At 74.9% G+C, this 25,938-nt stretch carries 21 protein-coding genes; 13 read left to right on the top strand and 8 right to left on the bottom strand.

Annotation, left to right across the window (positions count from 1 at the left end; translation table 11 throughout):
• Positions 1-8: 8 nt before the first annotated feature.
• Entirely contained in the window at positions 9-2,048 is a 2,040-nt protein-coding gene (locus AB0R04_RS21740; protein ID WP_363373535.1) for a DUF2264 domain-containing protein, read from the bottom strand.
• Positions 2,049-2,258: 210 nt separating this feature from the next.
• Between AB0R04_RS21740 and AB0R04_RS21745 the strand changes: the two genes are divergently transcribed.
• The 8 genes from AB0R04_RS21745 (at position 2,259) to AB0R04_RS21780 (ending at position 11,624) form a co-directional block, all read left to right on the top strand.
• The gene (locus AB0R04_RS21745) at positions 2,259-3,593 is read left to right on the top strand and encodes a sugar ABC transporter substrate-binding protein (protein WP_363373538.1); all 1,335 of its coding nucleotides are present in this window, start codon (positions 2,259-2,261) and stop codon (positions 3,591-3,593) included.
• An 83-nt stretch (positions 3,594-3,676) separates the two neighbouring features.
• The gene (locus AB0R04_RS21750) at positions 3,677-4,540 is read left to right on the top strand and encodes a sugar ABC transporter permease (RefSeq protein WP_363373713.1); all 864 of its coding nucleotides are present in this window, start codon (positions 3,677-3,679) and stop codon (positions 4,538-4,540) included.
• A 2-nt stretch (positions 4,541-4,542) separates the two neighbouring features.
• Entirely contained in the window at positions 4,543-5,439 is an 897-nt protein-coding gene (locus AB0R04_RS21755) for a carbohydrate ABC transporter permease (protein ID WP_363373715.1), read from the top strand.
• A gap of 65 nt (positions 5,440-5,504) precedes the next feature.
• Positions 5,505-6,485 carry a hydroxyacid dehydrogenase gene (locus tag AB0R04_RS21760; protein ID WP_063351656.1) on the top strand — a complete coding sequence of 327 codons (981 nt, stop codon included), beginning with the start codon at positions 5,505-5,507 and terminating at the stop codon, positions 6,483-6,485.
• 79 nt (positions 6,486-6,564) lie between these two features.
• Entirely contained in the window at positions 6,565-7,716 is a 1,152-nt protein-coding gene (locus AB0R04_RS21765; RefSeq protein ID WP_063350581.1) for a Gfo/Idh/MocA family oxidoreductase, read from the top strand.
• Complete coding sequence (locus AB0R04_RS21770; protein ID WP_363373540.1) at positions 7,716-8,888, top strand: dihydrodipicolinate synthase family protein; 1,173 nt, start codon at positions 7,716-7,718, stop codon at positions 8,886-8,888. Before AB0R04_RS21765 ends, AB0R04_RS21770 begins: the two co-directional genes overlap by 1 nt.
• A complete protein-coding gene (locus AB0R04_RS21775; RefSeq protein ID WP_363373542.1) occupies positions 8,885-9,766 on the top strand; it encodes a sugar phosphate isomerase/epimerase in 882 nt (293 codons plus the stop codon). Before AB0R04_RS21770 ends, AB0R04_RS21775 begins: the two co-directional genes overlap by 4 nt.
• A 52-nt stretch (positions 9,767-9,818) precedes the next feature.
• Positions 9,819-11,624 carry a beta-galactosidase family protein gene (locus AB0R04_RS21780; RefSeq protein WP_363373545.1) on the top strand — a complete coding sequence of 602 codons (1,806 nt, stop codon included), beginning with the start codon at positions 9,819-9,821 and terminating at the stop codon, positions 11,622-11,624.
• A 99-nt stretch (positions 11,625-11,723) separates the two neighbouring features.
• On the opposite strand, the gene AB0R04_RS21785 is transcribed toward AB0R04_RS21780, so the two are convergent.
• Positions 11,724-12,515, bottom strand: coding sequence for a methyltransferase domain-containing protein (locus AB0R04_RS21785; RefSeq protein WP_363373547.1), 792 nt, complete (start codon positions 12,513-12,515; stop codon positions 11,724-11,726).
• 200 nt (positions 12,516-12,715) lie between these two features.
• Between AB0R04_RS21785 and AB0R04_RS21790 the strand changes: the two genes are divergently transcribed.
• Both AB0R04_RS21790 and AB0R04_RS21795 read left to right on the top strand, forming a co-directional pair.
• The gene (locus AB0R04_RS21790; protein WP_363373548.1) at positions 12,716-13,690 is read left to right on the top strand and encodes a DUF2690 domain-containing protein; all 975 of its coding nucleotides are present in this window, start codon (positions 12,716-12,718) and stop codon (positions 13,688-13,690) included.
• Between the two features lie 66 nt (positions 13,691-13,756).
• Positions 13,757-14,317, top strand: coding sequence for a DinB family protein (locus AB0R04_RS21795; RefSeq protein ID WP_363373550.1), 561 nt, complete (start codon positions 13,757-13,759; stop codon positions 14,315-14,317).
• A 38-nt stretch (positions 14,318-14,355) separates the two neighbouring features.
• On the opposite strand, the gene AB0R04_RS21800 is transcribed toward AB0R04_RS21795, so the two are convergent.
• On the bottom strand, positions 14,356-16,806 hold the full coding sequence (locus AB0R04_RS21800; protein ID WP_363373552.1) for a polysaccharide lyase 8 family protein: 2,451 nt from the start codon (positions 16,804-16,806) through the stop codon (positions 14,356-14,358).
• 101 nt (positions 16,807-16,907) lie between these two features.
• Complete coding sequence (locus tag AB0R04_RS21805) at positions 16,908-17,915, bottom strand: LacI family DNA-binding transcriptional regulator (protein ID WP_363373554.1); 1,008 nt, start codon at positions 17,913-17,915, stop codon at positions 16,908-16,910.
• A gap of 250 nt (positions 17,916-18,165) precedes the next feature.
• On the opposite strand from AB0R04_RS21805, the gene AB0R04_RS21810 reads away from it, so the two are divergent.
• Positions 18,166-19,614, top strand: coding sequence for a DUF2252 domain-containing protein (locus AB0R04_RS21810; protein ID WP_363373556.1), 1,449 nt, complete (start codon positions 18,166-18,168; stop codon positions 19,612-19,614).
• A gap of 126 nt (positions 19,615-19,740) precedes the next feature.
• Here the strand turns inward: AB0R04_RS21810 and AB0R04_RS21815 are convergent, their stop codons facing one another.
• The 3 genes from AB0R04_RS21815 to AB0R04_RS21825 are packed head-to-tail and all read right to left on the bottom strand — an operon-like array spanning position 19,741 to position 22,504.
• Positions 19,741-20,427 carry an alpha/beta fold hydrolase gene (locus AB0R04_RS21815; RefSeq protein WP_363373559.1) on the bottom strand — a complete coding sequence of 229 codons (687 nt, stop codon included), beginning with the start codon at positions 20,425-20,427 and terminating at the stop codon, positions 19,741-19,743.
• Between the two features lie 38 nt (positions 20,428-20,465).
• Positions 20,466-21,944 carry an MFS transporter gene (locus AB0R04_RS21820; protein WP_363373561.1) on the bottom strand — a complete coding sequence of 493 codons (1,479 nt, stop codon included), beginning with the start codon at positions 21,942-21,944 and terminating at the stop codon, positions 20,466-20,468.
• Positions 21,941-22,504 (bottom strand): XRE family transcriptional regulator, encoded by a 564-nt coding sequence (locus AB0R04_RS21825; protein WP_063350572.1) that lies wholly within the window; start codon positions 22,502-22,504, stop codon positions 21,941-21,943. Before AB0R04_RS21825 ends, AB0R04_RS21820 begins: the two co-directional genes overlap by 4 nt.
• Positions 22,505-22,784: 280 nt before the next feature.
• Here AB0R04_RS21825 and AB0R04_RS21830 point away from each other — a divergent pair, with 280 nt between their 5' ends.
• On the top strand, positions 22,785-24,122 hold the full coding sequence (locus AB0R04_RS21830; protein WP_363373564.1) for a DUF5685 family protein: 1,338 nt from the start codon (positions 22,785-22,787) through the stop codon (positions 24,120-24,122).
• Between the two features lie 187 nt (positions 24,123-24,309).
• Here the strand turns inward: AB0R04_RS21830 and AB0R04_RS21835 are convergent, their stop codons facing one another.
• Complete coding sequence (locus AB0R04_RS21835; RefSeq protein ID WP_363373566.1) at positions 24,310-24,477, bottom strand: hypothetical protein; 168 nt, start codon at positions 24,475-24,477, stop codon at positions 24,310-24,312.
• 187 nt (positions 24,478-24,664) lie between these two features.
• On the opposite strand from AB0R04_RS21835, the gene AB0R04_RS21840 reads away from it, so the two are divergent.
• On the top strand, positions 24,665-25,861 hold the full coding sequence (locus AB0R04_RS21840) for an alginate lyase family protein (protein WP_363373569.1): 1,197 nt from the start codon (positions 24,665-24,667) through the stop codon (positions 25,859-25,861).
• Positions 25,862-25,938: the final 77 nt, after the last annotated feature.

Genomic DNA, 25,938 nt, shown 5'->3' on the forward strand with positions numbered 1-25,938 from the left:
GGTGCTCCTCAGGTCCGGGCGCCGGGCGGAAGCCGGCGGGCGGAGGCCGCTCCCGGCGACAGCTCCACCTCGTGGACGGCGCCGTCGGGCCACCGCACCCACAGCCGGTAGGCCTCGTCGGGAGCGGCCGCCACGTCCGCCGTCAGGCCGTCGAGCGACGGGAGTTCGTCCCCGGCGGCGGTGAGACGGGCTGCGGCGAGGTGAGCGGCGGTGAGACGGGCGGTGGTGAGGCGAGCGGCGGTGAGGCGGGCGGCGCACACCAGCAGGTGGACGGCCCCGCCGGTGGCACCGGTCAGGACCGGCAGGGCGGCGGCCGCTCCGAAGGCCGTGCCGTCCGGGACGGGGCTGGTGCGGGCGGCGGTGTAGCCGTGCAGGGCGCGCAGTTCACTGGTCAGCAGCCGGCCGTCCAGCGTGTGGGCGGTGGCAGTGGCGGCGGCGGCAGTGCCGGTGCCGGGCCGGGCGGGCGGCAGGTGGTCTCCGGCGACGGCCCAGCCGCCCTCGCGCAGCGGGGTGCCGGGCGGGGCGCCGACGACCAGGTGGGCGCGGACCTCGTCGGCGCCGTGGGCGAGGGTCAGCGAGGTGACGGTGACGCCGGGCAGGGGGTGTCCGGCGGCCCGGGGGCGGTGGGTGGAGGCCGCCCAGCCGTCGCCGGTGGCGAGCGGGGTGATGGGGCCGCGTTCGGTGGGTTCGCCGTCGACCAGCAGGGCGAGGTGGTTGTCGGCCGGTCCGGTGTGGACGGGGCCGGTGGCGGTGGAGTGGGCGAGCCGCGCGTAGTGCGGGTCGTCGGGGTGGACGCGGTCGGCGGGCTGGTCGTCGCTGCCGTGGTTGTGGAGGCGGACCAGGCCGTCGGCGGCGGTGGACTGGACCAGCCAGCCGGGGCCGGGCAGCGCCCGGACGGTGTCGCGGCGTTCGGCGGGCGCGGGCTCCTCGCGGTCGGTCCAGGCGGGGTGGTCGGCGGGCAGCAGCAGGCCGAGGAAGCCGGAGGCCGCCCAGTAGGGCGAGGCGGGGCCGGAGTAGGGCTGGACGAGCGGGGGGTGGGGGCCGTACCAGCCGAGGGTGAGCAGGCCGTCGGGGCCGGTGGCGCCGCGGTCGAGGAAGTGGCGCAGGGCGCCGGAGGCGAGTCGGCGGGTGGTGCCGGGGGTGAGCGGGGTGTGGCCGGTGAGGGTGCCGGCCCAGAGCGGGGCGGCGGCGGCGAACCGGTAGATCAGCGAGCGGCCCTGGTGCACCGGCGCGCCGTCGCCGCCGAACAGGTGGGCGTAGTCGGCGAGGTGGGCGGCGAGCCGGGGGCCGTATTCGGCGAGCAGGGCGCGGTCGTCGGCGAGGTGGGCGTGCAGCACGGGGTAGAGGTGCAAGGCCCAGCCGTTGTAGTGGTCGAAGGCGCGGGGGCGGCCATCGGTGTACCAGCCGTCGCCGAGGTAGAAGCGGTCGATGCGTTCGAGGCCGCGCCGGACGGCGGCGCGGGCGGCGTGCTCCTCGATGCCGGCCTCGGCGAGGAAGCCTCCGACGGCGAGCGGGAAGAGCCACCAGTTGTTGTCGTTGGGTGTGCGGTGGAGGGCCTCGGCGAGCCATCGGGCGGTTCTGGTCCGGACGTCGGCGGGGAGGCGGTCCCAGAGCCAGGGGCGGGTCAGCCGCAGGGCGAACGCGATGGCGGCGGCCTCGACCATGGCCTGGCCGCGGTCGGTGACGACGGGCCAGGACGCCGGGTCGTCGTCGGTGAGGTCGCGTGCGGTGGTGGGGTGGCGGGTGCCGGCGTCGAGTCCGGCGGCGTAGCGGTCGAGCAGGCCGTGCGGGTCGGCGCCGCCGGCGCCGGCGATCCGCAGGGCGGCGAGGAGGAAGGTGCGGGCGAAGCCTTCGTGGGCGTCGGAGCGGCGGCCGGACCAGCTCGGCGCAGCACGGGGGAGGTCGATCAGCGCGTGTCCGGGGCCGGCCCAGGGGAGGACGGCGTCGAGCAGCCCGTCGGCGGCGGCCTCCCAGTGGGCTCTGGTCCAGCCGGTGCGGGGGCTGAGGGCGTGGTCTTCCGGGGGCAGCAGCACGGCGGTGTCCTCCATGGCCCGGGGCTCGGGAGTCGTGCCCCGTGCGGGGAATCTAGAAAGCGGTTGATCGTTCGTCAAGGCTTTTGATCGCAACGGATCATTTGATCCAGATCTCTTGACTTCGATCGATCGCCCGCCCAGGATGGCGACCACTTGCCCGCCCGGTCGCGGCCACCGGCAGCCCCACTGACCCCCCGGCCGCGCCCCCCTCTCCCGGAGTCGTGCATGCCCTCACTCCCGCTCCCCCTCCCCCACCCCCGGCGCAGACTCCTCCGCGCCGCCGCCGGCGGCCTGCTGTCCACCGTCCTCCTCGCCGCCTGCGCCAGCGGCGGCGGGGCCCCGAAGGCCGACGACGGCAAGCCGGTCACGCTGACCTTCTGGGCCTGGTCCAAGGGCACGAAGGAGGTCGTCGCCGCCTTCAACGCCTCCCACCCCGACGTCAACGTGGTCTACGAGGAGATACCGTCCGGCACGGCCGGCGGGTACGCCAAGATCTCCAACGCGGTGAAGGCCGGCAACGCCCCCGACGTGTTCAACGTCGAGTACGCCCAACTGCCGGACTTCGTCAGCCAGGGCGCCGTCCAGGACATCTCCGGGCTCGTCCCCGGCGAGCTCAAGGCGAAGTACCTGCCGCAGACCATGGACCTGACCACCCTCGGCGGCCGCACCTGGGCGCTGCCGCTGGACGCCTCGCCGCAGGCCTTCTACTACCGCAAGGACCTCTTCGACCGGGCCGGCCTCACCCCGCCGAAGACCTGGGACGAATTCCGCACCGCCGCGCAGAAACTGAAGCAGGCCCAGCCGGACACCCGGATCGCCACCTTCTTCCCCGACGACCCGGCCACCTTCGAGGCGATGGCCTGGCAGGCCGGCGCCCACTGGTTCACCGGCCGCGACGACGCCTGGAGCGTCGACCTCAACGGCGCCGGGACCAAACCGATCGCGGACTACTGGCAGCAGCTGATCGCCGAGGACCTGGTCCGCGTCCAGCCCTCGTTCAGCCAGCCGTGGACGGCCTCGCTGCAGAAGGGCGAGACCGCCGGCTACCTCGGCGCCTCCTGGGGCGGCGGGGTGCTGAAGGGCACCCTGCCCGACGCGGCCGGCACGTGGGCCGTCGCCCCGGTGCCCAGCTGGGACGGCGCCCCGGCCAGCGGCATGGTCGGCGGCACCACCTTCGCCGTCTCCAAGAACAGCAGGAAGGCCAAGGCCGCCGTCGAGTTCGCCACCTGGGCGACCACCACGCCGGAGGGCATCAAGGCCCGGATCGCCTCCGGCACCTCCTCCGCCTTCCCGGCCGCGCCCGCGCTCGTCCCGGTGGCCGAGGAGGCCTTCAAGGCCGACTTCTACGGCGGCCAGGACGTGTACGCGCTCTACACGGACGCCGCGAAGTCGATCAAGCCGAACTGGCAGTGGGGCCCGACGATGAACGCGACCAACAACGCGCTCAAGGACGCGTTCGGCAAGCTCACCCAGGGCGGCACCGTCCAGGCGGCCCTCGACGCCGCGCAGCAGTCCACCCTGGCCGAGCTGAAGAACCGCGGCCTCAAGGTCAAGCAGTGACCGCCCAGCCGCCCCGCACCGGGCCCGGGCCCGCCGTCGCCGCCCGCGCCCGCCGGCGCGGGCGGTACGGGGCGCCGGCCGTCCTGCTCGCCCCGTTCGTGCTCCTGTTCACCGCCTGCACGCTCGTCCCGATCGGCTACGCCGTCCACCTCAGCCTGTACACCGAGCACCGCTCCGGGCTCGGCTTCGGCGGCGGCGAGACGGTCTTCACCGGCCTCGGCAACTACGCCCGGGCGCTCGGCGACCAGGCGTTCCGCTCGGGCTTCTGGACCACCGCGCAGTACTGCCTGCTCTACATCCCGCTGATGACGGGGCTGGCGCTGCTCCTCGCGCTGCTGCTGGACTCGGCGCTGGCCCGCGCCCGCCGCTTCTTCCAGCTGGCGCTGTTCCTGCCGCACGCGGTGCCCGGCATCATCGCCGCGCTGATCTGGGTCTACCTGTACACGCCCGGCATCAGCCCGGTCATCGACCTGCTGAACGCCGGCGGCGCCCACCCCGACCCGTTCGGCGCGCCACTGCCCGCCGTGGTCAACATCGCACTCTGGGAGTGGACCGGCTACAACATGGTCATCTTCTACGCCGCGCTCCAGGCCGTCCCGCGCGAAGTCCTCGAAGCGGCCGTCGTCGACGGCGCCGGACCGCTGCGGACCGCCGTCAGCGTCAAGATCCCGCTCATCCGCGCCTCGATCGTGCTGGTCGGCCTGTTCACCCTGATCGGCTCGCTCCAGCTCTTCACCGAACCGATGATCCTGCACGGCGCCTCCTCCGGCGTCGTCTCCACCTGGACGCCCAGCATGTACGCCTACACCGCCGCCTTCGACCGGGGCGACTACGGCCTGGCCGCCGCCGCCTCGGTGCTGCTCGCGCTCGCCGCCGCCGCGCTGTCCTTCCTCGTCACCCGGGCCACCCGCCCGCGCCCGGACCGCCGGACGGAGGCCACCGGATGACCATGCTCGCCCCCGGACGCCGTCCCCGGCAGCGCTCCGCCGCCCTCAGCCACCCGCCCCGCCGCCCGTGGAGCCTCTCCAAGGCCGCCGTCAACGGCGCCCTCGTCCTCGCCACCGCCTACACCCTGCTGCCGCTGCTGTGGCTGGTGACCGCCGCCGCCAAGAACACCGGCGACCTGCTCGGCGGGCGCGCCCTCTCCCCCGCCACCTGGCACCTCGGCGAGAACCTGCACGCGCTGGCCACCACCGGGGACGGCATCTACTTCCGCTGGTACCTCAACTCCCTGCTGTACGCCGGGCTCGGCGCACTGGCCTGCGCCCTGGTCTGCGTCTGCGCCGGGTACGCGTTCCACGTCCACGCCTTCCCCGGCAAGGAGAAGCTGTTCGGCCTGGTGCTGCTCGGCGTGCTGGTGCCCACCACCACGCTGGCCCTGCCGATGTACCTGCTCGCCTCGGACCTCGGCGTGGTCAACACCTTCTGGGCGGTCTTCGTGCCCTCCCTGGTCAACCCCTTCGGCGTCTACCTCGCCCGGGTGTTCTGCGCGGGCTACGTCCCCGGGGAGGTGCTGGAGGCGGCCCGGATGGACGGCGCGGGCGAACTGCGCACCTTCTGGTCGATCGGCCTGCGGATGATGACACCCGGCTTCGTCACCGTGTTCCTCTTCCAGTTCACCGCGATCTGGAACAACTTCTTCCTCCCCCTGGTGATGCTCTCGGACAACCGGCTCTTCCCGGTCAGCCTCGGCCTGTTCAGCTGGAACGCCCAGACCCACGCCTTCCCCGAGTACTACCCCCTCGTCGTCAGCGGCTCGCTGCTCGCCGTCCTCCCGCTGGTGGCGGCCTTCGTCGGCCTGCAACGCCACTGGCGGGCCGGCCTGACCGCAGGAAGCGTCAAATGACCACCACCACAGCCGACATCCGCTCCCCCGCCGCCCCGGCCCGCCGGCCCCGCGCCCTGCTCGCGATGGACCGCGCCCTGCCCGCCCGGCTGCTCGACCGGCACGCCGTCCAGCGGCTCACCGACCTCGCCGACCTCGACCCCGACCTGGTCGTGGACGACTTCGCCACCCCCGAGGCCGCCGCCGCGCTGGCCCGCACCGAGGTCATCATCAGCGGCTGGGGCTGCCCGCCGCTGGACGAGGCCGTACTGGCCGCCGCGCCCCGGCTGCGCGCCGTCATCCACGCCGCCGGCTCGGTCAAGCACCACGTCACCGACGCCTGCTGGCGGCGCGGCCTCCAGGTGACCTCGGCGGCCTGGGCCAACGCGCTGCCCGTCGCCGAGTACACCGTCGCCGCCGTGCTGCTCGCCAACAAGCGGCTGCTGGCGATCCGCGAGGACTACCGGCACCGGCGCGCCCCGCACGACTGGCAGGGCGCCTACGCCGCCGCCGGGAACTACCGGCGCACGGTCGGCGTCGTCGGCGCCTCCCGGATCGGGCGCCGGGTGCTCGAACTGCTCGGCCCGCACGACCTCGACCTGCTGCTGTACGACCCGTACGTCGAGGCCGCCGAGGCCGCCGCGCTCGGCGCCCGGGCCGTCGGCCTGGACGACCTGTGCGCCTCCTCCGACGTGGTCACCGTGCACGCCCCCGAACTGCCGGAGACCCACCACCTGGTGGACCGCCGCCGGCTCGCCCTGATGCGCGACGGCGCCACCCTGGTCAACACCTCCCGCGGCTCGCTGGTCGACCAGCAGGCGCTCACCGACGAACTCGTCGCCGGCCGCCTGGACGCCGTCCTCGACGTCACCGTCCCCGAGGTCCTGCCCGCCGACTCACCGCTGTACGAGCTGCCGAACGTCCTGCTCACCCCGCACGTGGCCGGCTCGCTCGGCGGCGAGCTGCACCGGATGGCCGCCGCCGCGGCCGACGAGCTCGCCCGCTACGCGCGGGGCCTGCCGTTCGCCCACGCCGTCCACCCCGAAGGCATCCACCGCACGGCCTGACCGCGCCCCCCGTCACCAGCTGCACGGCCTGACCGCGCCCCCGCCAGCACCAACACCACCAGCTGCAAGGAGAACACCCGTGGACCGCAAGGTGATCGGCGTCGTCCTGAACGGCGTCACCGGCCGCATGGGCCACCGCCAGCACCTCGTCCGCTCGATCCTCGCCATCCGCGAGCAGGGCGGCCTCGACCTCGACGACGGCCGGGTGCTCTGGCCCGAACCGATCCTGCTCGGCCGCAACGAGGCCAAGCTACGCGCCCTGGCCGAACGCCACGGCCTGGAGCACTGGACCACCTCGCTCGACGAGGCGCTCGCCCACCCGCTCACCGAGGTGTACTTCGACGCCCAGGTGACCCCCGCCCGGGAGGCCGCCCTGCGCGCCGCGATCGCCGCCGGCAAGCACGTCTACACCGAGAAGCCCACCGCCGAATCCCTCGACGCCGCCCTGGAGCTGGCCCGCCTCGCCCGGGCGGCCGGCGTCCGCAACGGCGTCGTCCAGGACAAGCTGTTCCTGCCCGGGCTGCGCAAGCTCAAGCGGCTGATCGACGGCGGGTTCTTCGGCCGGATCCTGTCCGTGCGCGGCGAGTTCGGCTACTGGGTCTTCGAGGGCGACTGGCAGAGCGCCCAGCGCCCGTCCTGGAACTACCGCGCCGAGGACGGCGGCGGCGTGATCCTCGACATGTTCCCGCACTGGCGCTACGTGCTGGACAACCTCTTCGGGCCCGTCCGCACGGTGTACGCGCACGCCTCCACCCACATCCCCCGCCGCGTCGACGAACAGGGCCGGGCCTACCCCGCCACCGCCGACGACGCCGCGTACGGCGTCTTCGAGCTGGCGGGCGGCGTCGTCGCGCAGATCAACTCCTCCTGGGCGGTGCGGGTCGACCGGGACGAGCTGGTCGAGTTCCAGGTCGACGGCACCGAGGGCAGCGCCGTCGCCGGGCTGCGCGAGTGCCGCATCCAGCACCGCGCCACCACCCCCCGCCCGGTCTGGAACCCGGACCTCCCGGCCACCGACCCCTTCCGCGCCCAGTGGCAGCCGGTGCCCGCCAACGAGGAGTACGACAACGGCTTCAAGGTGCAGTGGGAGCTGTTCCTGCGCCACGTGGCGACCGGCTCCGCCTACCCGTGGGACCTCCTGGAAGGCGCCAAGGGCGTCCAGCTCGCCGAACTCGGCCTGCGCTCGGCGCGCGAGGGCCGCCGGCTCGACGTCCCCGAGCTGGTGCTCTGATGGCCGAACTCGACCTGCCCGGACACGGCCGGCTGCGGCTGCGCGAGCCCGCACCGCTCGACCTGCCCGCGCACCCGCCCGCCTCCCGCACGGCCTTCGCGGCCGCCCACGTCGTCGCCGACCCGCTCGGCGCCAACGCCGCCGGCGCCCCGGCCGCCCTGGACTGGGACGCCACCCTCGCCTTCCGCCACCACCTCTGGTCGCTCGGCCTCGGCGTCGCCGACGCCATGGACACCGCCCAGCGCGGCATGGGCCTGGACTGGGCCGCCACCCGCGAACTCATCACCCGCTCCGGCGCGGCGGCCCGCGCCGTCGGCGGCCGACTCGCCTGCGGCGTCGGCGCCGACCAACTCACCGACCCGGCAGGCTCCTTGAGCGACATCACGGCCGCGGCCCTGAGCGAGGTCGCAGACGCCTACGAGGCGCAGCTCGCCGTGGTCGAGGCGGCCGGCGCGCAGCCCGTCCTGATGGCCAGCCGGGCCCTCAACTCCCGCGCCCGCGGCCCGGAGGACTTCCTCCGCGTCTACGACGGGCTGATCCGGCAGTCCGCCCGGCCGGTGATCCTGCACTGGCTCGGCGCCGCCTTCGACCCGGCACTGGACGGCTACTGGGGCTCCGCCGACCTCGACGCGGCCACCGACACCGTCCTCACCCTCATCCGCGAACACCCCGGTCGGATCGACGGCATCAAGGTGTCGCTGCTGGACGCCGACCGGGAGGTCGCGCTGCGCCGCGCCCTGCCCGCCGGGGTGCGGCTCTACACCGGCGACGACTTCCACTACCCCGAACTGATCAAGGGCGACGAACTCGGCCACAGCGACGCCCTGCTCGGCGTCTTCGACCCGATCGCCGGCCACGCCGCGGCAGCCCTGCACGCCCTGGACGCCGGCGACACCGCCCGCTACGACGCGCTGCTCGGCCCGACGCTGCCGCTGGCCCGGCACCTCTTCGCGGCGCCGACCTTCCAGTACAAGACCGGCGTGGTCTTCCTCGCCTACCTGGCCGGCCACCAGGAGCACTTCACCATGGTGGCCGGCGCCCAGAGCGGCCGGTCCGTACCGCACCTCGTCGAACTGCTCCGGCTCGCCGACGCCGCCGGGGTGCTCCCCGACCCCGACCTCGCGGCCGGGCGGATGCGCCGCTACCTCGCCCTGGCCGGGTGGTCGGCATGACCACACCTCACCCCGCCGAACGGGGTACCGCCGCCCCCGGACTGGAACGGCTCTCGCTCAACCAGATCACCACCAAGCACTGGTCCCTGCCCGAGGCCGTCCGGGGCTGCGCGCAGGCCGGCATCCCGGCGATCGGCCTGTGGCGGGACAAGGTCGCCGAGACCGGAACGGCCCGCGCCGCCCGGCTGGTCCGCGACAGCGGCCTGACCGTCAGCAGCCTCTGCCGGGGCGGCTTCCTCACCGCCGCCGGAGCCGAGGGCCGCCGCGCCGCGCTCGACGACAACCGGCGGGCCGTCGAGGAGGCCGCCGAACTCGGCACCGACACCCTGGTGCTGGTCGTCGGAGGCCTGCCCGAGGGCAGCCGCGACCTGCCCGGCGCGCGCGCCCGGATCTCCGACCTGCTCGCCGAACTCGCACCGTACGCCGGACAGTTCGGTGTGCGACTGGCGATCGAACCGCTGCATCCGATGTTCTGCGCCGACCGCGCCGTGGTCTCCACCCTCGGCCAGGCGCTCGACCTCGCCGCGCCGCACCCGGCCGCCCAGGTCGGCGTGGTCGTCGACAGCTACCACGTCTGGTGGGATCCGGCGCTGCCCGAGCAACTCGCCCGGGCGGGCCGGGACGGCCGCATCGCCGCCTACCAGGTGTGCGACTGGACGCTGCCGCTGCCCGCCGACGTCCTGCTCGGGCGCGGCCACGTCGGCGACGGCCACATCGACTTCCGCTCCCTCACCGACCAGGTCACGGCGGCGGGCTACACCGGCTGGATCGAGGTCGAGATCTTCAACGAACGGATCTGGGCCACCCCCGGCGCACAGACCCTCACCACCGTGGCCGACCGCCACCGCACCCACGTGGTCACCGCGCCACACCGGTAGCCGTTGGCCTACCCTGGCAGCCCGTGCCACACCCTCGAAAGCTGGTCACGCGATGATCGAAACGATCGAACTCGACTACGACGACTCCGGATTCCGCCGCAACGGGGCCCCGCACCGGATCGTCGCCGGCGCCCTGCACTACTTCCGCGTCCACCCCGAGTTCTGGGACGACCGGCTGCGCCGCCTGCGCGCCCTCGGCGTCAACACCGTGGACACCTACATCCCCTGGAACTTCCACGAACTGCCCACCGGTGAGATCGACTTCACCGGCTGGCGGGACGTGGCCCGGTTCGTCCGGCTGGCCCAGCAGCACGGACTGGACGTCATCCTGCGGCCCGGCCCCTACATCTGCGCCGAATGGGAGTTCGGCGGCCTGCCCGCCCGCCTCCTCGCCGTCGACGGCCTGCGCCTGCGCTGCGCCGACCCCGCCTTCCTCGCCGCCGTGGACGGCTGGTTCGACGCCCTCGTGCCCGAGCTGCTGCCGCTGCTGGCGAGCCGCGGCGGCCCCGTCGTGGCCGTCCAGGTCGAGAACGAGTACGGCAGCTACGGCACCGACGCCGGCTACCTCGCCCACCTGCGCGACGGCCTCCTCGCGCGCGGCGTGGACTGCCTGCTGTTCACCGCCGACGGCGCCGAGGACTTCATGCAGCAGGGCGGCGCGATCCCCGGCCTGCTCGCCACCGCGACCTTCGGCTCCCGCGCCCCCGAGCGCTTCGAGGTGCTGCGCCGCCAGCAGCCCAAGGGGCCGCTGGCCGCCATGGAGTTCTGGATCGGCTGGTTCGACCGCGTCGGCGGGCCCCACCACGTCCGCGACCCGGAGGAATCCGCCCGCTCCCTGGACGCACTCCTCGCCACTGGCGCCTCCGTCAACCTCTACATGGCCCACGGCGGCACCAACTTCGGCCTCTGGTCCGGCGCCAACCACACCGGCACCAGCCCCGACACCCCGGGCTACGAACCCACCACCACCAGCTACGACTACGACGCCCCCATCGGCGAGGCCGGCGAACTCACCGCCAAGTTCCACGCCCTGCGCGACGTCATCGGCCGGTACCTCCCCCTGCCCGACGGCGAACTCCCCGCCGAGCCGCCCCGCCTGGCCCCGCGCCGCATCGACCGCAGGACCGGCCGGGCCCGCCTGTTCGACTCCCTGGACGCCCTGGCCACCCCGCACCACCGGCCCGTCCCGGAACCCATGGAGAACCTCGGCCAGTCCCTCGGCCTCATCCACTACCGCACCCGCGTCCCCGGCCCCCGCCCCACCCTGCCGCTGCGCATCGACGGCCTCGGCGACCGCGCCCAGGTCTTCGCCGACGGCCGCCCCCTCGGCACCCTCGACCGCAACGACCCCGGCGCCACCCTCCCACTGGCCACCGCGCCGGCCGGCACCACCCTGGACATCCTGGTCGAGGCGCTCGGCCGCACCAACTACGGCCCCCAGCTCGACGACCGCAAGGGCATCCGGCGGGGCGTCTCGCACGAACGCCAGCGCCTCCACGACTGGGAGATCCGCCCGCTCCCCCTCACCGACCTGAGCGGCCTGGCCTTCGACCCGGCCACCACCGCCACCGACGGCGACCCGGCCTTCCACCGCTTCGAGACCGACCTCGACACCCCCGCCGACGCCTTCCTCGCCCTCCCCGGCTGGGGCCACGGCCTGCTCTGGCTCAACGGCTTCCTCCTCGGCCGCTACACCGACGAGGGCCCGCAGCGCACCCTCTACGCCCCCGCCCCGCTCTGGCACCCGGGCACCAACACCCTCGTCCTCCTCGAACTCACCCGCCACGGCGAAGCCCTCGACCTGCGCGACCGACCCGACCTCGGCCCCGTCACGGACGCCCCCAGCTCCGAGTTCTGAAACTCCGCCTCACCGGCATCGTGACCGCCCTGCTCACCGGCTACGCCGTCGCCTCGACCCGGCTGGCCGGCCGGGGACTGAGCGTCCTGCGGTGGCCACCTACCGGCGCCGGCCCCGGCAGGTGATCAGCGGGGCGGTGGCCACGTCCAGTTCGGTGTCGCGGAGGTTGGCCAGGTGCCGGTCCAGGTCGGCGGCGGGGAGGTCGGGGCCGACCAGCTGGTCGCGGAGCTGACGGACCGTCGCCGCCTCCAGCTCCCGGCAGGCCGGGGAGGTGACGGGGAAGTACGCCTCGGCGGCGACGTCCGTCAGGCCCGCCTCGCGCAGCAGCCGGGGCAGGGTGCGGCCGAAGGCGAGGTCGGCGCCGCGCTCGGCGAGCCGGGCCCGGAACGCCCGGCGCACCCGGTTCGCCAGCTCCTGGTCCGGTCCGTGCTCGTCCGGGCAGGCGAGCGGTTGCAGGGCCGGGTCCGCGTCCTCGACCACCAGCCAGCCTCCGGGCCGTACCGCCGACGCCAGCCGCCGCAGCACCTCGGCCCGGTCGGGCAGGTGCACCAGCACCAGGCGGACGTGCACCAGGTCGAACAGCCCGTCGGGCAGCGGGTCGCGGGTGACGTCGTGCCGGCGGACCTCGACGCGGTCGGCGGGCAGTCCGGTCAGCCAGCTGGTGTCGAGGTCGCTGGCCAGGACCCGGCCCGCCGGCCCGACCCGCTCGGCCAGCGCCAGCGGGATGCCCGGGCCGCCCGCACCCACCTCCCAGCAGTGGTGCCCGTCGGCCGGGCCCAGCCGGTCCAGGTGCTCCAGCGTCCACGGGTCGAACAGCTCGGCGATGCCCTCGAACCGTCGACCCGCCTCCCGCTGCCGGTTGTCCAGCAGGTAGCCGCGCTCGTCGCCCATGCTCCGCGCCTCTCGGATCGCCCTTGCCCGTCGCCCCGCCCGTCGCTCGACGCGGCCGACCGCGATGCTAGGCGATCGGTGCCGGGTGCGCGAAGGCGCCCCGGGCTGCGGGCGGTGGCCGAGGAAAGCCGACCGATTAAACTGATCATCCGAAAGTGGATCAGTTTGCATCCTCCGCCGACCCACCCGAGGTACCCGCGATGAGTCAGTCCTGGAAGCCGCTCCCTGACGATCTTTCGGAGCCCGCTCGACGTCTGGCCGAGGAACTACGCGCGGTCAAGGACGCGCACAGGATCTCCCTGGCCGAACTCGGGAAGAGGACCTACCTCAGCAAGGCCTCCTGGGAACGCTGGTTGAACGGGAAGCGCCTGATCACCCCGCAGGCCCTGGCCGGCCTGATCGCCACGGTCGAGTGCGACGCCGATCTGCTCACCTCCCTGCTGCGGAAGGCCGAGGCCGCGCGCGACGCGGACGAGGTGCCCTCCTCCGAGGCCGCGCACGACACGGACGAGGCGCTCTCCCCGGCGCCCGCGCCCGCAGCGCCGGCCGAAGCGCCCGACGCCGCCCCCGCCTCGCCGCGGCCTGCCCCGTGGCGGCGGCCGGCGGCCGGCGTGGGAGCCGCCGTGGCCGCCGTGCTCATCCTGTTCGCGGCCCTGTACCTGCGCGGCCCGCACGGCGGCAACGGCACGGCATCGGCGGCGACGCTCCCGCCGAAGACAGCGGCGGCGACGGCAGCGGCGACCGCCGGGCCAGCGCCGCTCTGCGAGGGCGTCGGCTGCGCGGGCAAGGACCCCCAGGACATGCGGTGCGACGTCGACCAGCGCACCCTGCTGACCGGCAACGTGGGCAAGGTGGTCCTCTACGTCCACTACAGCCCGCGCTGCCGGGCCGCCTGGTCGGGGATCACCGACGGCTCCCCCGGGGACAGCGCCACCATCACCACCAACCACGGCTGGCAGGAGACCGCCCTGATCCACTGGGGCTACGACAACTACTCCGTGATGGTCGACGCGAGCCCCGGCGACACCACCTTGCAGGTGTGCGGCCACCAGAAGGACGGCGACAACTGCACCGGCGTCGTCACCGACCCCGCCGCCCGCGCGAGCGCCCTCCCCAGCCCCCCGCCTCCGGCCGCCGTTCCGGCACCCACGCCGACGCCGACGCCCACGCCCTGAGGCACCGTCGCCCATCGCGGCAAAACCCACTGGCGGCTCGGGCCCGCACGGGCGAGCATGGCCCGCATGAGCGACCAACCCGAACGATGGACCCAGGCGACCGTCTACCCCGACATGTGGGCCGACCCGGACGACGACCCCCGCAACAGCGAGGGAGTCTGCCCGGACGGCGAACTCCCCACCCTGAACGACTTCCTGACGAACTACCGCCACACCCTGCGGATGAAGTGCGAAGGCCTGGACCCGGAGCAGCTGGCCCGCCGGTCCGTCCCGCCGTCGACGATGTCGCTGCTCGGCCTCGTCCGGCACCTCGCCGCAGTGGAACGGGACTGGCGCGGCTGGATCAGCGACGGTGATCCGCTGCCGAAGCTCTACGGCAAGCGGGACGCGGACTTCGACGGAGCCGTCGCCGAGCAGGCCGAGGTCGACGCGGCGTTCGCCGACCTGGCCCGCGAACAGGCCGCCACCGACGCCGCCCTTGCCGCGCACCCGGACCTGGGCACGCGGCTGGGGAAGAGCGGCATCGCGGTGCGAGAGCTGCTGGTGCACAGGATCGACGAGTACGCCCGTCACTGCGGGCACGCCGACCTGTTGCGCGAGTGCCTCGACGGGCGGGTCGGCCAGTGAGGCCCGTCCCGGTGCGCTGACCTCGGCGGCCGGCCCCGTCAGGCGGCGCCCCGCTGGAAGCCGGCGCTCCGCCGGAAGACCGCCGACAGGCTCGCTCCCCCGGTGCCCGCCACCGCGCAGCGCAGCACCAGCGGCCCGGAGTCCGAGAGCACCGTGATGCCGGTGCCGCCGCTCGCGAGCCGGTAGCCGTCCAGCGCCAGCGTCAGCTGGACGGTGGACGCCTTCCGGGTGGGGTCGGCGACGGCGACGGAGAGGTCGCCGCCGTTCTCGCGGAGCAGGACGGAGCAGGGGGCGGAGACGGTCAGCGGGCCGACGGTGCCGGGGGCGAAGAAGTTGGCGAGGGTGAGTCCGAGTCCGGGCGCGCTGATCGCCTGGGCGTCGGCCGTGTTGGCGAGCACGGTGGCCGTCGGGGCCGCCGCGCGGGCCGCCGCCTGGTCCGGGCCGGCCCCGGGCATCAGCACGTAGTGGTACGCCCCGTCGACGGGGTCGGTGCCGTGGTCGAGGCCGATCGACAGGTAGGTCCGGGTGATCGGGTCGGGCGCGCCGCCCCGGTTGATGTCGGCCCACGCCCCGGTCCGCCGTTCGCGGGCGAGGTCGAGGGTGGCGCCGTCGGGGAACACCCAGGCGCCCGACCCGGCCAGCGCCGCCCAGCGGACGCCGTCGGCCCGCTGGCTCCAGCCGGGGTCGGTGGGCTGGCGGACGCCGTCCAGCACGAACTCCCGGTCCTCGCGGGCCCCGAGGTTGCGGTGGTCGACGGTCGTGCGGACGGCGACGCCGTCGGTGCAGCCGATGCCCGCGCCGAGGCAGACGATCGAATCGTCCAGGCAGAACCAGGACTTGCGCCCGACCAGGGTGGAGCCGAGGCCCCGGACGTCCTGGCCGACCACCGACCGGTCGCCGTCGCTCGCCCCGCCCGCCCAGGCGGTCGCCGGGCGGGCCTGGCCCCAGTCGCCGCCGGCGCCGTCGGCCAGCGGGCGCGTCGACACGGTGGTACCGGGCAGCCGGTAGGGGTCGGCGGTGGGCCAGAACGAGTCGCTGTACTGGTCGTCGCCCTGCTCGCCGCCGTACCAGTAGAGCATTCCGCTGCCGCTGTGCCAGGCCCGCAGGTTCTCGCCGTTCCCGCACTCGTAGAAGGCGGTCCGGGACGAGGACAGGCTGAGCTGCGCGCTCCAGCCGGGCCGGCGGTGGACGGCCCGGTCCATGGTGAACACCCGGCTGCCCGTGCCCTCGTCCGCCGCCCGGGTCCCGGAGTCCGCCAGGAGGGCCTGTGCCCGGGCGAGTTCGGGGACGTCGGCGAGGACGTTGGACAGGTAGGGGAGCACCTGGTCGCGTTGGAGGGAGCCCTTCACGGCGGCGCGCCAGGCCGCCGCCTGGGCCGCCGGCACCGACCCCGAGTCGGCCAGCCGCAGGACGTCCCCGAGCAGGGCGTGGCCGCGCACGTGGTCGTCCAGGCGGGCCCGCCGCGCGTCGCCGGCCTGCACGCCACGGCTGACGGCGCGGCCCGAAACCCCGTCCATCACCAGGCCGTTGAACAGGAACGGCAGGAATCCCCGGTCCACGGCGGTGAAGACGTTGCGCAGCGCGGGGTCGGTGACGGCCCAGGGCGTACCGGCGAGCAGGCGCAGCAGCCGGCTCAGGCTGCCGAGCAGCACCTCGCCGTAGCTGCCGGTGTACGGCACCCAGGTGTGCTGGACGAAGCTGCCGTCGGCGTAGATCCCGTCGCCGGTGGTCACGTAGCGGAACACCGGTGACAGCCCCCGCTGCGCGGCGGCGACCGGGGCCGCCGAGCGGCCGATGACACCGCGCAGCGCGAGCACCCGGCACAGGTCCACCCGGTTGGCCCCGGTGCTGGTGCCGGTGTACTTGTCGACCACCGAGGACGGGACGAAGTGGTCCACGGCCGCACCGCACGCGGCCGCCCGTTCGGCCGTCAGGAGGTCGCCGAGCAGCACGCACACGTCCAGCAGGGCCTGGGGGGCGCCGATCTGCCAGTCCCACCAGTTCCCGTACGACGTGGTGGTGGCGGTGTAGGCGCGCTGGAGCACCCAGTCCAGGCCGGTCGCGACGGCGGCGCCGAGGCCGGGGTCGCCCGTCGAGCCGGTGGCCGGCCGGATGAGGGCCAGGGCCATGAGCCGCAGCCGCCCGACCGTCGACGTGACGGCGGCGGAGGCCGAGCCGACCGGCAGGTCGGGCCAGAGCGACCCGGCCTGCGGGCTCAACGCGGCCTGGTGGCGCCGTGCCTGGTCGCCCAGCGCGGTGAGCGCGCGGGCGAACGGCGGCGCGGCCGGGTCGTACCCGGTGCCGGTCAGCTGCTCGGACCAGGCCGCGCGCATCGCGTCGTAGTTGTCGGCGGCCCGGGCCTCGGTGGGCCCGCCGAGCCACCACGCGGCCGCCGCGGCGGTGGCGGCGGCGCTGGTCCTGAGCAGTCCGCGCCTGCTCAGGACCGGTATCGCCGCCGGGTCACCGGTCTTCGTCCACGAGCTGTCCATCGGGCCGTCCTTCCTCGCGAACTCCCTTGCCTGACCGGAGAGTAAGCGCTTTCTATCGCGAGGACAACGCTTCCGGCACGGGCTCGTGGCCGGAGTGCCTGCTACCCCACCGGCCCCGTCGACCCGCGGGGCACCAGCTCGGTGGCGAGGACGGCCCGCTGCGGCTCGGGGCCGGGGCGGTGCAGCGCGAGGCGCAGCGCCGTGCGGCCGAGGTCGAGGTGCGGGATGCGCACGGTGGTCAGACCGGGCCTGAGGTCCTCGGCCCCGGGCAGGTCGTTGAAGCCGATCACCGAGACCTGTTCGGGCACGGAGATCCCCTGCTCCCGCAGGACCGTCAGCACGACGGCCGCCACGTCGTCGTCGTGCGCGAAGACCGCCGAGAAGTCCGGCGGGCCCTGGGCCAGGCGGCGGCGCAGCCAGGCCCGCGCGCCGTCCCGGGTGTGGCACCCCTCCACCGTCAATTCGGCCGGTTGGCACAGGCCTTGGGCCGCCAGCGCGGCCTGGTACCCGGCGAGGCGCTCCCGGGTGGTGGTGGTCGCGGCCGGTCCGCCGAGGAAGAGGATCCGCCGGTGGCCCAGCGTCAGCAGGTGGTCGACGGCCGCCCGCGCACCGCCCGCATTGTCGTAGTGCACGGCCGTCAACGGCAGTTCCTCCCCCGGGGCGGGCCGGCCGCAGAGCACCAGCCGGGAGCCGGCCGCGTCCAGGATGCCCGCCAGCCGGGCGATCCGGGAGCGGTACCCCGGGCTGTCCTCCACCCCGCCCACCAGCACGACGGCCTCCACGTCGCGCGCCCGCATCTCCTCGACCAGCGTCAGTTCGCGGTCGGGGTCGTCGTCGGTCGCCGCCACCAGGCAGAGGCAGCCCTCGTCCACCGCCTGCCGCTCCACGCCGTGCGCGACCCGGTTGTGGAAGGGCGCCGCGAGGTTGCCCAGCAGGATCGCCACCGTCCGGGACCGCCGGCCGGCCAGCGCCCGCGCCTGCGCGTTGACGACGTAGTCGAGGTCGCGCACCGCGCGCAGCACCCGCTCCCGGGTGGCCCCGGCCACCGGGTAGTCGCCCGCCAGCACGCGCGACACCGTCGCCATCGACACGCCCGCCAGCGCCGCCACGTCGTTCACCGTGGGCCTGCCCCGCCGGGCTCTCCCCCCGTCGCTCACCGCTGTCCCCCCGGTCCCGACCGACTCCGCGCCCGGCCTTCGACGGCGGGCCGTGCCCCGAGGATACGGGCGGCTGCCGCCTCGCGTCCGCCGGGCTCAGGAACCGTCGTCAGGCGCCGGACGTCACTCCCCCTGCAGAACCGTTCGCGCAGGTCGCGGGCGGGTGGGAGCCGGAAGGGACGGGTGGGGAACGGTGACGCAGGTGACCGAGGTGGCGGAGGTGGCGGACGGGGCCGCGGCCGGCGTGGACGGAGCTGCGCCGCAGGGGCGGCGGGCGTTCGCGGTGGCCGGGTTCGCGTCGGGGCAGGGCGGGCGTTCGCGGGAGCGGGGGAAGGCGCTGCGCGGGCGCATCCCCCGGGAGCGGCACGCGGAGTTCTCGCCGGTGCCCGGGCGGCCGACGGCCGTCGAGGCGATCGAGGCGTCCAACGCGGGCCGGATCGCCGCGTTGGTGCCGATCCGGGTGGGGCGGATGGCCGCCACGCCGTTCGCGTTCCTGCGCGGTTCGGCCGGACTGATGGCCGCCGACCTGGCGGGCACCCCGGCCACCGGGGTCGGCGCCCAGCTGTGCGGGGACGCGCACGCCGCCAACTTCGGGCTGTACGGGGACGCCCGCGGGCAACTGGTGATGGACATCAACGACTTCGACGAGACCGTGCCCGGCCCGTGGGAGTGGGACCTCAAGCGGCTGGCCGCGAGCCTGGTGCTGGCCGGCCGCGAGACCGGGGCCGACGAGACCACCGCCCGGGAGGCCGCCCAGCACGCGGCCGGCTCCTACCGCCGCACGATGCGCACGCTCGCCAAGCTGCCCGCGCTGGACGCCTGGAACGCCGTCGCGGACGAGCAGTTGGTCTCCTTCACCGAGGCGCACGACCTGGCCGAGGTGCTGCGCAAGGTCGGCGCGAAGGCGCTGGGCAACACCAGCGCCAGATTCGCCGCCCGCAGCACCACCCGTACGGCGGACGGCGGTCGGCGGTTCACGGCCGCTCCGCCGGTGCTCACCGAGGTGACCGACGCGACCGCGCGGGCCGTCGCGCAGTCACTCGGCCCGTACGTGGCGACGGTGCCCGCCGAGGTGCGCACCCTGCTGTCCCGCTACCGGGTCCAGGACGTGGCGTTCCGGGTGGTGGGCACCGGCAGCGTCGGCACCCGCTCGTACGTGGTGCTGCTCACCGACCACCGGGACCAGCCGCTGGTGCTCCAGGTGAAGGAGGCCCGCCCGTCCGTGCTGCTGCCGCACCTGGAGCGCGCGGGCCACCCGGTGGCCGGTCAGGACGGCCACGAGGGCCGCCGGGTGGTGCTCGGGCAGAAGCACATGCAGGTGGTCAGCGACACCCTGCTGGGCTGGACGACCGTGGACGGACTCCCCTACCAGGTCCGGCAGTTCCGCAACCGCAAGGGCAGCGTCGACCCGGCCGCGCTGCTGCCGGGCCAACTGGACGACTACGCCCGGATCACCGGCGCCCTGCTGGCCCGGGCGCACGCGCACACCGCCGACCCCGGCCTGCTGGCCGGCTACTGCGGCAGGAGCGAGGCGCTGGACGAGGCGGTCGCGGCCTTCGCCGTCGCGTACGCGGACCGGACCGAGGCCGACCACGCCGACCTGGTCGCGGCGGTGCGCGCCGGCCGCCTGCCGGCCGAGTTCGGCGTCTGACCGGCGCGTCCGCTCCGAGGCGTCCGTATCAGGACGTCCGTATCAGGACGTCCGGGTCAGGACGTCCGCGTCAGGACGTCCGCGTCAGGACGTCCGCGTCAGGACGTCCGCGTCAGGACGTCCGCGTCAGGCGGACAGGAACGGCGCCACCGCGGCGACGAACTCGGCGGGCCGGGCACTGTGCACGAGGTGCCCGGCCTCGATGGTGACCATCCGGCAGTCCGGGATCAGCCGGGCGAGCTCGGCGAGCCGCTCCTGCGGGACGTGGCTCGCCGAGCCGCCCGCGACCACCAGGGTGCGGGCGGTGATCCCGGCCATCCCCGCCAGCCAGGCCGGGTCGGGGGTGTCGACCTGCGTCTTGACGGCCTTCACCACGGCCCAGTCGAAGTGCACCGGCTCGTCCGGCGCGTCCGGCACCGCACCGGCCGGGCGCGGGTGCGGTGCCGGGATGTCCTCCAGGACCAGCCGGCCGATCCGCTCCGGCCGGGCCTGGGCGACCAGGTAGCCGACCACGCCTCCCATCGAGTGGCCGACCAGGTCGACCCGCGCCAGGCCGAGCACGTCGAGGAAGGCGAGCACGTCGTCGCGCATCTCCTCCAGGCCGTACCGGGCGGTGCGGCCGCTGTCGCCGTGGCCGCGCAGGTCGAGCGCGTACACGCGGTGCCCGGGGGCGAGGCCGGGCAGGACGACGTCCCAGTCCGTGGCGCGCTCCCCGAGGGCGTGCAGCAGCACCAGCGCCGGGCCGTCCGGCGGGCCGCTCTCGCGGTAGGCGAGCGCCACTTCGGGCAGGTCCACGATCCGGTTCTCGGTCATGACCGCCACCGTACGTGCGGGCCTGCGCCGGACAGAACTCAGCGGACCGCTGTTCGCCCACGGCTCACCGCGACGGGCTCGCCGGTCGCCTCCCGGGCCGCGCGCCGGCCGGCGAACACCGAGGCCAGGACGGCGAGGGCGGCGACCGCCGCGCACACCACGCTGGTGGCCAGGTAGGCGGAGCGGTGGTCGCCGCCCCCGGCGGTCTGCCGCAGGTAGACGCCGGACAGCGCCGAGACCGCGACCGCCGCCGCGATCCGCTGCGCCATCTGCAGGATGGCCCCGCTCACCCCGGCCGCCTCGGCGGGCGCGTGGCGCAGCACGTACGCCTGGTTGGTGGCGCCCATCACGCCGATCGAGGCGCCGCCGAACAGTTGCAGCAGCGCCAGCAGCCAGGGCAGGACGGCGGCGGGCGCCCAGTGCGCGACCAGTCCGCTCGCCAGCATGACCAGGGCGGAGCCGGTCATGCCCGCGGTGACGGTGCGCCGCCCGAAGCGCTGCACCACCCGCCAGGCCAGCGCGGAGGCGACGCCCATGGCCACCGCCGAGGGCAGCGCAACGAGTGCGGCGCCCATCGGGGAGAGCCCGAGGCCGTCCTGGAGGAACATGGTGAGCACCAGTCCGGCGGCGAGCGAGGAGCCGAACTGGGCCATCGCGGTCACGGTGCCGAGCGCGTACGGCGCGGAGCGGGTGAGTGCCGGGTGGATCAGCGGGTGGCCGCCGGAGCGGGCGTAGCGGCGCTGCCACCAGGCGAGCGCGCCGAGCAGCAGGACGGCGACGGCGACGAAGGCCAACCAGCCGGTCCAGCCGGGCGGTTGGACGAACGGCAGCATCAGGGCGAGGGTGAGCGCGGCGACCAGCAGCAGGCCGACCAGGTCGAGGTCGGCGTGCCGGGCACTCGGGCGCGGCCTGGGCAGGTGACGCACCGCCAGCGCGACCGTGGCCAGTCCGAACGGCACGTTGAGCAGGAAGGTCAGCCGCCAGCCGTGCTCGGGGCCGGCCGCCGCCAGGACCGCGCCGCCGATCGGCGGGCCGAGCGCGAAGGCCAGGCCGCCCGTGACGGCGTACATGCCGAGGGCGCGGGCCCGCAGCTGGCCGTCGAACACGTCCTGGAGGGTGCCGATCATCTGCGAGTTGACGAGCCCGGCACCCACGCCCTGGAGCAGCCGGGCGGCGATCAGCACCTCGGGCGCGGTGGCGGTCGCCGAGACCAGGCTGACCAGGGTGAACAGGGCGAGGCCGGTGACGAAGAGCCACTTGCGGCCCCTGACGTCGCCCAGCCGCCCGCCGGGGATCAGCGCCAGGCCGAAGGCGAGCGAGTAGCCGGCGACGATCCACTGGAGGTGGGCGGGCTGGGCGTGCAGGCTCTCGCGCAGGGCCGGGATGGAGGTGTTGAGGACGGACTGGTCGAGCAGCGTGGTGAAGCCGCCGGCGACGCAGACCAGCAGGACGCGGCGCCCGGCGGCGTCGAAGCGCTCGCGGGGCGCGGCGGCTATCCGGGTCTTCGGGCGCCTCACGGTTCCACCACCACCAGGGCGTACCGGGCGTCGTCCGGGCCGGGGGCGCGGAAGCGGCTGGTTCCGGAGACGTAGCGCAGGCAGTCGCCGGGGCCGAGCAGGTGTCGCTCGCCGTCGACGGTGAGCTCCAACACCCCCTCGAACACCCACAGGTGGTGTTCCAGGTCCGCCACGCAGGGGCGGTCGTAGGCGATGTCGGCGCCGGCGGGCAGCCGGCCCTCGACGATCTCGGCGCGCAGCGAGCCGTGCGGCGGGGAGACGGAGCGGCGGACGAAGCCGGTGGTCTCGTCCCGCCAGATCCGCTGGTCCGCGGCCCGCACCAGCCGGGCCGGCGCCGACTCGACCTCGGCGAGCAGCCGGGACATGGTCCGCCCGTAGACGGCGCAGAGCCGCCCGAGCAGCGCGGCGGTCGGGCTGACCTCGGCCCGTTCGACGCGCGACAGCGTGGAGCGGCTGACGTCCGCCAGCCGGGCCAGTTCCTCCAGCGTCCAGCCCCGTTCCAGTCTCAATTCGGCGAGCCGGTTGGCGAGCCGCTCGTCGGCGGCCGTCTCGATTCCCATATTCGCGATGCTATCCCGGATATGAGATCACTCCCAGGGGCGCGGGCTGCTGCGGGCGGGGCGTGGGGAAGGGCGGACGGCGTGGACTCGGCCGGGACTGCGCGCTGCGCTCGACTGCGCGCCCCTGCGCTCCTCGCACCCTCTCCCTTTCCTCCGGCTCCTCCACCCCTTCGGCTCCTCGACCCCTCGGCTCCCTCGCCCCCTCGGCCCGGGAGGGGCGGTGATCATATGATGTTCGGCGGATCAGGGCTGGTCAGCGGCCCACCGGCGAGGGGGAATCATGTTCGGCATCATCAGACCGTGCAAGCACCGGCTGTCCGAACGGCTTCAGGCATCGTGGCTGGCGCACCTGTGCGGGCTCTGCCTCGCGCTGCGCGACGACCACGGCCAACTCGCCCGCACCGCCACCAACTACGACGGCCTGATCATCTCGGTCCTGGTCGAGGCCCAGGCCGCGCGCGAGGACGCCTCCTGGCGGCGCACCGCCGGGCCCTGCCCGCTGCGCGGCATGCGCACCGCCTCCGTCGCCCGGGGCGAGGGCGCCCGGCTCGCCGCCGCCGTCTCGCTCGCCCTCGCCTCGGTCAAGATCCGCGACCACGTCGAGGACCGTGACGGCGTGTTCGGCCGCCGCCCGGTCGCCGTCGGGGCCCGCGCGGTCACCCGGCGGTGGGACCGAAAGAGCGCCGGCAGCGCCTCGGCGGTCGGCTTCGACACCGGCGTGCTGCTCGAAGCCGCCTCCCGGCAGGGCGAGTTGGAGCGGTCACTGCCGCCCGGCGGTTCCGTCCTGCTGGTCACCGAGCCCACCGAGACCGCCACCTCGGCCGCGTTCGCGCACACCGCCGTCCTCGCCGGGCGCCCCGGCAACACCGCCCCGCTCGCCGAGGCCGGCCGGCTCTTCGGCCGGCTCGCCCACCTCCTCGACGCCGCCGAGGACCAGGCCGCCGACGCCGCCGGCGGCGCCTGGAACCCGCTGACCGCCACCGGCACCGACCGCGCCGAGGCCGAACGCCTGTGCCGCGACGCCGTCCACGGCATCCGGCTCGCGTTGCGCGAGGTCGAACTGACCGACCGGGCCCTGGTGCACCTGCTGCTCGCGCACGAGACCGAGCGGGCCGTCGAGCGGGTCTTCGGCACGGCCGCCCACGCAGCCGCCTGCCGCACCCGGAACGCCGGACCCGTCGCCGACGGGTCCGCCCCCGACGGATCCGTGTACGCAACGACCGGCGGGCACCCGCACGACGCCGCCGGGGAGCACCCGCACGACGCGCCGCCGCGCCAGGCGCCGCCCGGGCAGACCCCCGGTCAGGATCCCGGCCAGACCCCGCTCCCGCCATGGGTGCCCCAGGGCCCCGGCTTCACCCCGATCGGCAGCAAGCCGCCGCGACCGCGCAACCTGCTGGCCGGCTGCGCCGTGTGGGCGCTGATGGCCTGCACCTGCCAGCTGCTCTGCTGCGACCACAACGACCCGTTCAGCCGGGAGCGCCGGGAGGGCTGGTGCCAGCGGCACGACTGCGACTGCGGCGACTGCTGCGACCCTTGCAACTGCTGCAACGGTTGCGATGGCTGCGACGGATGCAGCTGTTGTGACGGCTGCGACTGCTGTGACTGCAGCTGCTGACGTGCCGTACCGTCAGCGGTCCGGATTCCACCGCGCCGACGGCAACGGCGGCAGCGGCGACGCCGCCACCTGATCGACCGCCACCGGCCCGGAGTGCCCCCGCGGCACCCCGGGCCGGTCCGCCGGCCCGTACGACTCACCGCGCCGCCAGAGCGGCAGCACCACCACCGGGCGCCGCTCCGGCCCGTCAGGCATCGGGCCCGGCCGCCGTCCGGCGCCTCGCCCGGTCCGCCGTCCGGTCCGCCGCCAGCGAGTTCTCCAACCGCGTCAGCAACTCCCGGAACCGCTCGGTGTCCTGCTCCGTCATCCGCCCCTCGGGCGCCGCCCCCGGCCACTCGGCCGTTATCTCGTTCATGAGTCCGACGTTACGCCCCGACGATCAACAGGCGATAAATGCGGAACGCACGCCTACGGGTGCGGCGGTGAACGGAGCCGGTCCTCTTGGCGCGCGCGGGGCTTGGTGGTTCACTTCTCATGTTAGGCAACTTTCCTAACATGGCATCAGCGCTCGACCGCCTCCCCCGCGAGAGGACCAGCTCCCCATGGGCCGTAGCCGCACCAGGACACTGATCGCCGCGGCGGCACTCGCCGCCCTGCTCCCGCTCGCCTCCGCGCCCGCCGGGGCCGCCGCACCCGCCGCGCACGGCGCCCGGGCCGCCTTCCGGCACCCCGGCGTGCTGGTCGGCGACCAGCAACTCGCCTTCCTCAAGGGCAAGCTGGCGGCCGGGGCCGAACCCTGGACGTCCGCCTTCGCCGACCTCCGGTCGAGCACGTACGCCTCGCTGGACTGGCGGCCCCGACCGCGCGCGAACGTCGAGTGCGGGTCCCGCTCCCACCCCGACAACGGCTGTTCGGACGAGCGCAACGACGCGATGGCCGCCTACGCCCACGCCCTGCAGTGGGTGCTCACCCGCGACCAGCGGTACGCCGACAAGGCGATCGAGATCATGGACGCCTGGTCGGCCGTGATCCAGGAGCACACCAACAGCAACGCCCCGCTGCAGACCGGCTGGTCGGGCAACAACTGGTCCCGGGCCGCCGAGTTGATCCGCCACTCCGGGGCGGGCTGGCCGACCGCCTCGATCGACCGCTTCGCCACCATGCTGCGCACCGTCTACGTGCCGCTGCTGTCGCCCGGCAGCCCGCGCAAGAACGGCAACTGGGAGCTGATCGAGACCGACGCCCTGATGGGCATCGCGGTCTTCCTCGACGACCGCGGCCTGTTCGACCAAGCGGCAGGAATGTGGCGCAAGCGCCTGCCCGCCTACGTCTACCTGTCCTCCGACGGCGCCCTGCCGGTGCCGCCACCCAAAGCCGGGATCGAGGGCAAGGCCGCGCTGGTGAAGTACTGGTCCGGCCAGTCGACCTTCGTGGACGGGCTGTCGCAGGAGACCTGCCGCGACTTCGGGCACACCGGCTGGGGCCTGGAGGCCGCCGCCCAGACCGCCGAGACCGCTCGGCTCCAGGGCCTCGACCTGTGGGGCGAGGGACGCGAACGGCTGGTCAAGGCCCTGGAGTTCCACACCGCGTACGAGAACGGCGCGAAAGTGCCGAACTGGCTCTGCGACGGCGCGCCGAAGACCGGTCTCGGCCCGGCCGTCCAGCTCGCCTACAACGAGTACCACCTGCGCGAGGGCGTGGCGATGCCGCAGACCGGGCGGTACGTGGCCGCGCACAGCCCGTTCGGGGCCGACCACTTCATCGGCTGGGAGACCCTGACCCACACCAGCGCGCCCTGACGGCGCGGGCGGGAAGCGGCGGTTCCGGGAGTGCACCCGCCCGGAGCCGCCGTTCCGGCCGCACCCCTTCCGGGAGC

This window comes from Kitasatospora sp. NPDC056731, from assembly GCF_040687675.1.
Taxonomy (GTDB): domain Bacteria; phylum Actinomycetota; class Actinomycetes; order Streptomycetales; family Streptomycetaceae; genus Kitasatospora.

Excerpts from the sequence above, each read along its gene's own strand:
- AB0R04_RS21790 (WP_363373548.1), top strand. The coding sequence starts at position 12,716 with ATGAGTCAGTCCTGGAAGCCGCTCCCTGACGATCTTTCGGAGCCCGCT.
- AB0R04_RS21785 (WP_363373547.1), bottom strand. The coding sequence starts at position 12,515 with ATGGGCGACGAGCGCGGCTACCTGCTGGACAACCGGCAGCGGGAGGCG.
- AB0R04_RS21770 (WP_363373540.1), top strand. The coding sequence starts at position 7,716 with ATGGCCGAACTCGACCTGCCCGGACACGGCCGGCTGCGGCTGCGCGAG.
- AB0R04_RS21830 (WP_363373564.1), top strand. The coding sequence starts at position 22,785 with ATGTTCGGCATCATCAGACCGTGCAAGCACCGGCTGTCCGAACGGCTT.
- AB0R04_RS21755 (WP_363373715.1), top strand. The coding sequence starts at position 4,543 with ATGCTCGCCCCCGGACGCCGTCCCCGGCAGCGCTCCGCCGCCCTCAGC.
- AB0R04_RS21780 (WP_363373545.1), top strand. The coding sequence starts at position 9,819 with ATGATCGAAACGATCGAACTCGACTACGACGACTCCGGATTCCGCCGC.
- AB0R04_RS21760 (WP_063351656.1), top strand. The coding sequence starts at position 5,505 with ATGGACCGCGCCCTGCCCGCCCGGCTGCTCGACCGGCACGCCGTCCAG.
- AB0R04_RS21840 (WP_363373569.1), top strand. The coding sequence starts at position 24,665 with ATGGGCCGTAGCCGCACCAGGACACTGATCGCCGCGGCGGCACTCGCC.
- AB0R04_RS21800 (WP_363373552.1), bottom strand. The coding sequence starts at position 16,806 with ATGGACAGCTCGTGGACGAAGACCGGTGACCCGGCGGCGATACCGGTC.
- AB0R04_RS21795 (WP_363373550.1), top strand. The coding sequence starts at position 13,757 with ATGAGCGACCAACCCGAACGATGGACCCAGGCGACCGTCTACCCCGAC.
- AB0R04_RS21815 (WP_363373559.1), bottom strand. The coding sequence starts at position 20,427 with ATGACCGAGAACCGGATCGTGGACCTGCCCGAAGTGGCGCTCGCCTAC.
- AB0R04_RS21775 (WP_363373542.1), top strand. The coding sequence starts at position 8,885 with ATGACCACACCTCACCCCGCCGAACGGGGTACCGCCGCCCCCGGACTG.
- AB0R04_RS21835 (WP_363373566.1), bottom strand. The coding sequence starts at position 24,477 with ATGAACGAGATAACGGCCGAGTGGCCGGGGGCGGCGCCCGAGGGGCGG.
- AB0R04_RS21740 (WP_363373535.1), bottom strand. The coding sequence starts at position 2,048 with ATGGAGGACACCGCCGTGCTGCTGCCCCCGGAAGACCACGCCCTCAGC.
- AB0R04_RS21745 (WP_363373538.1), top strand. The coding sequence starts at position 2,259 with ATGCCCTCACTCCCGCTCCCCCTCCCCCACCCCCGGCGCAGACTCCTC.
- AB0R04_RS21825 (WP_063350572.1), bottom strand. The coding sequence starts at position 22,504 with ATGGGAATCGAGACGGCCGCCGACGAGCGGCTCGCCAACCGGCTCGCC.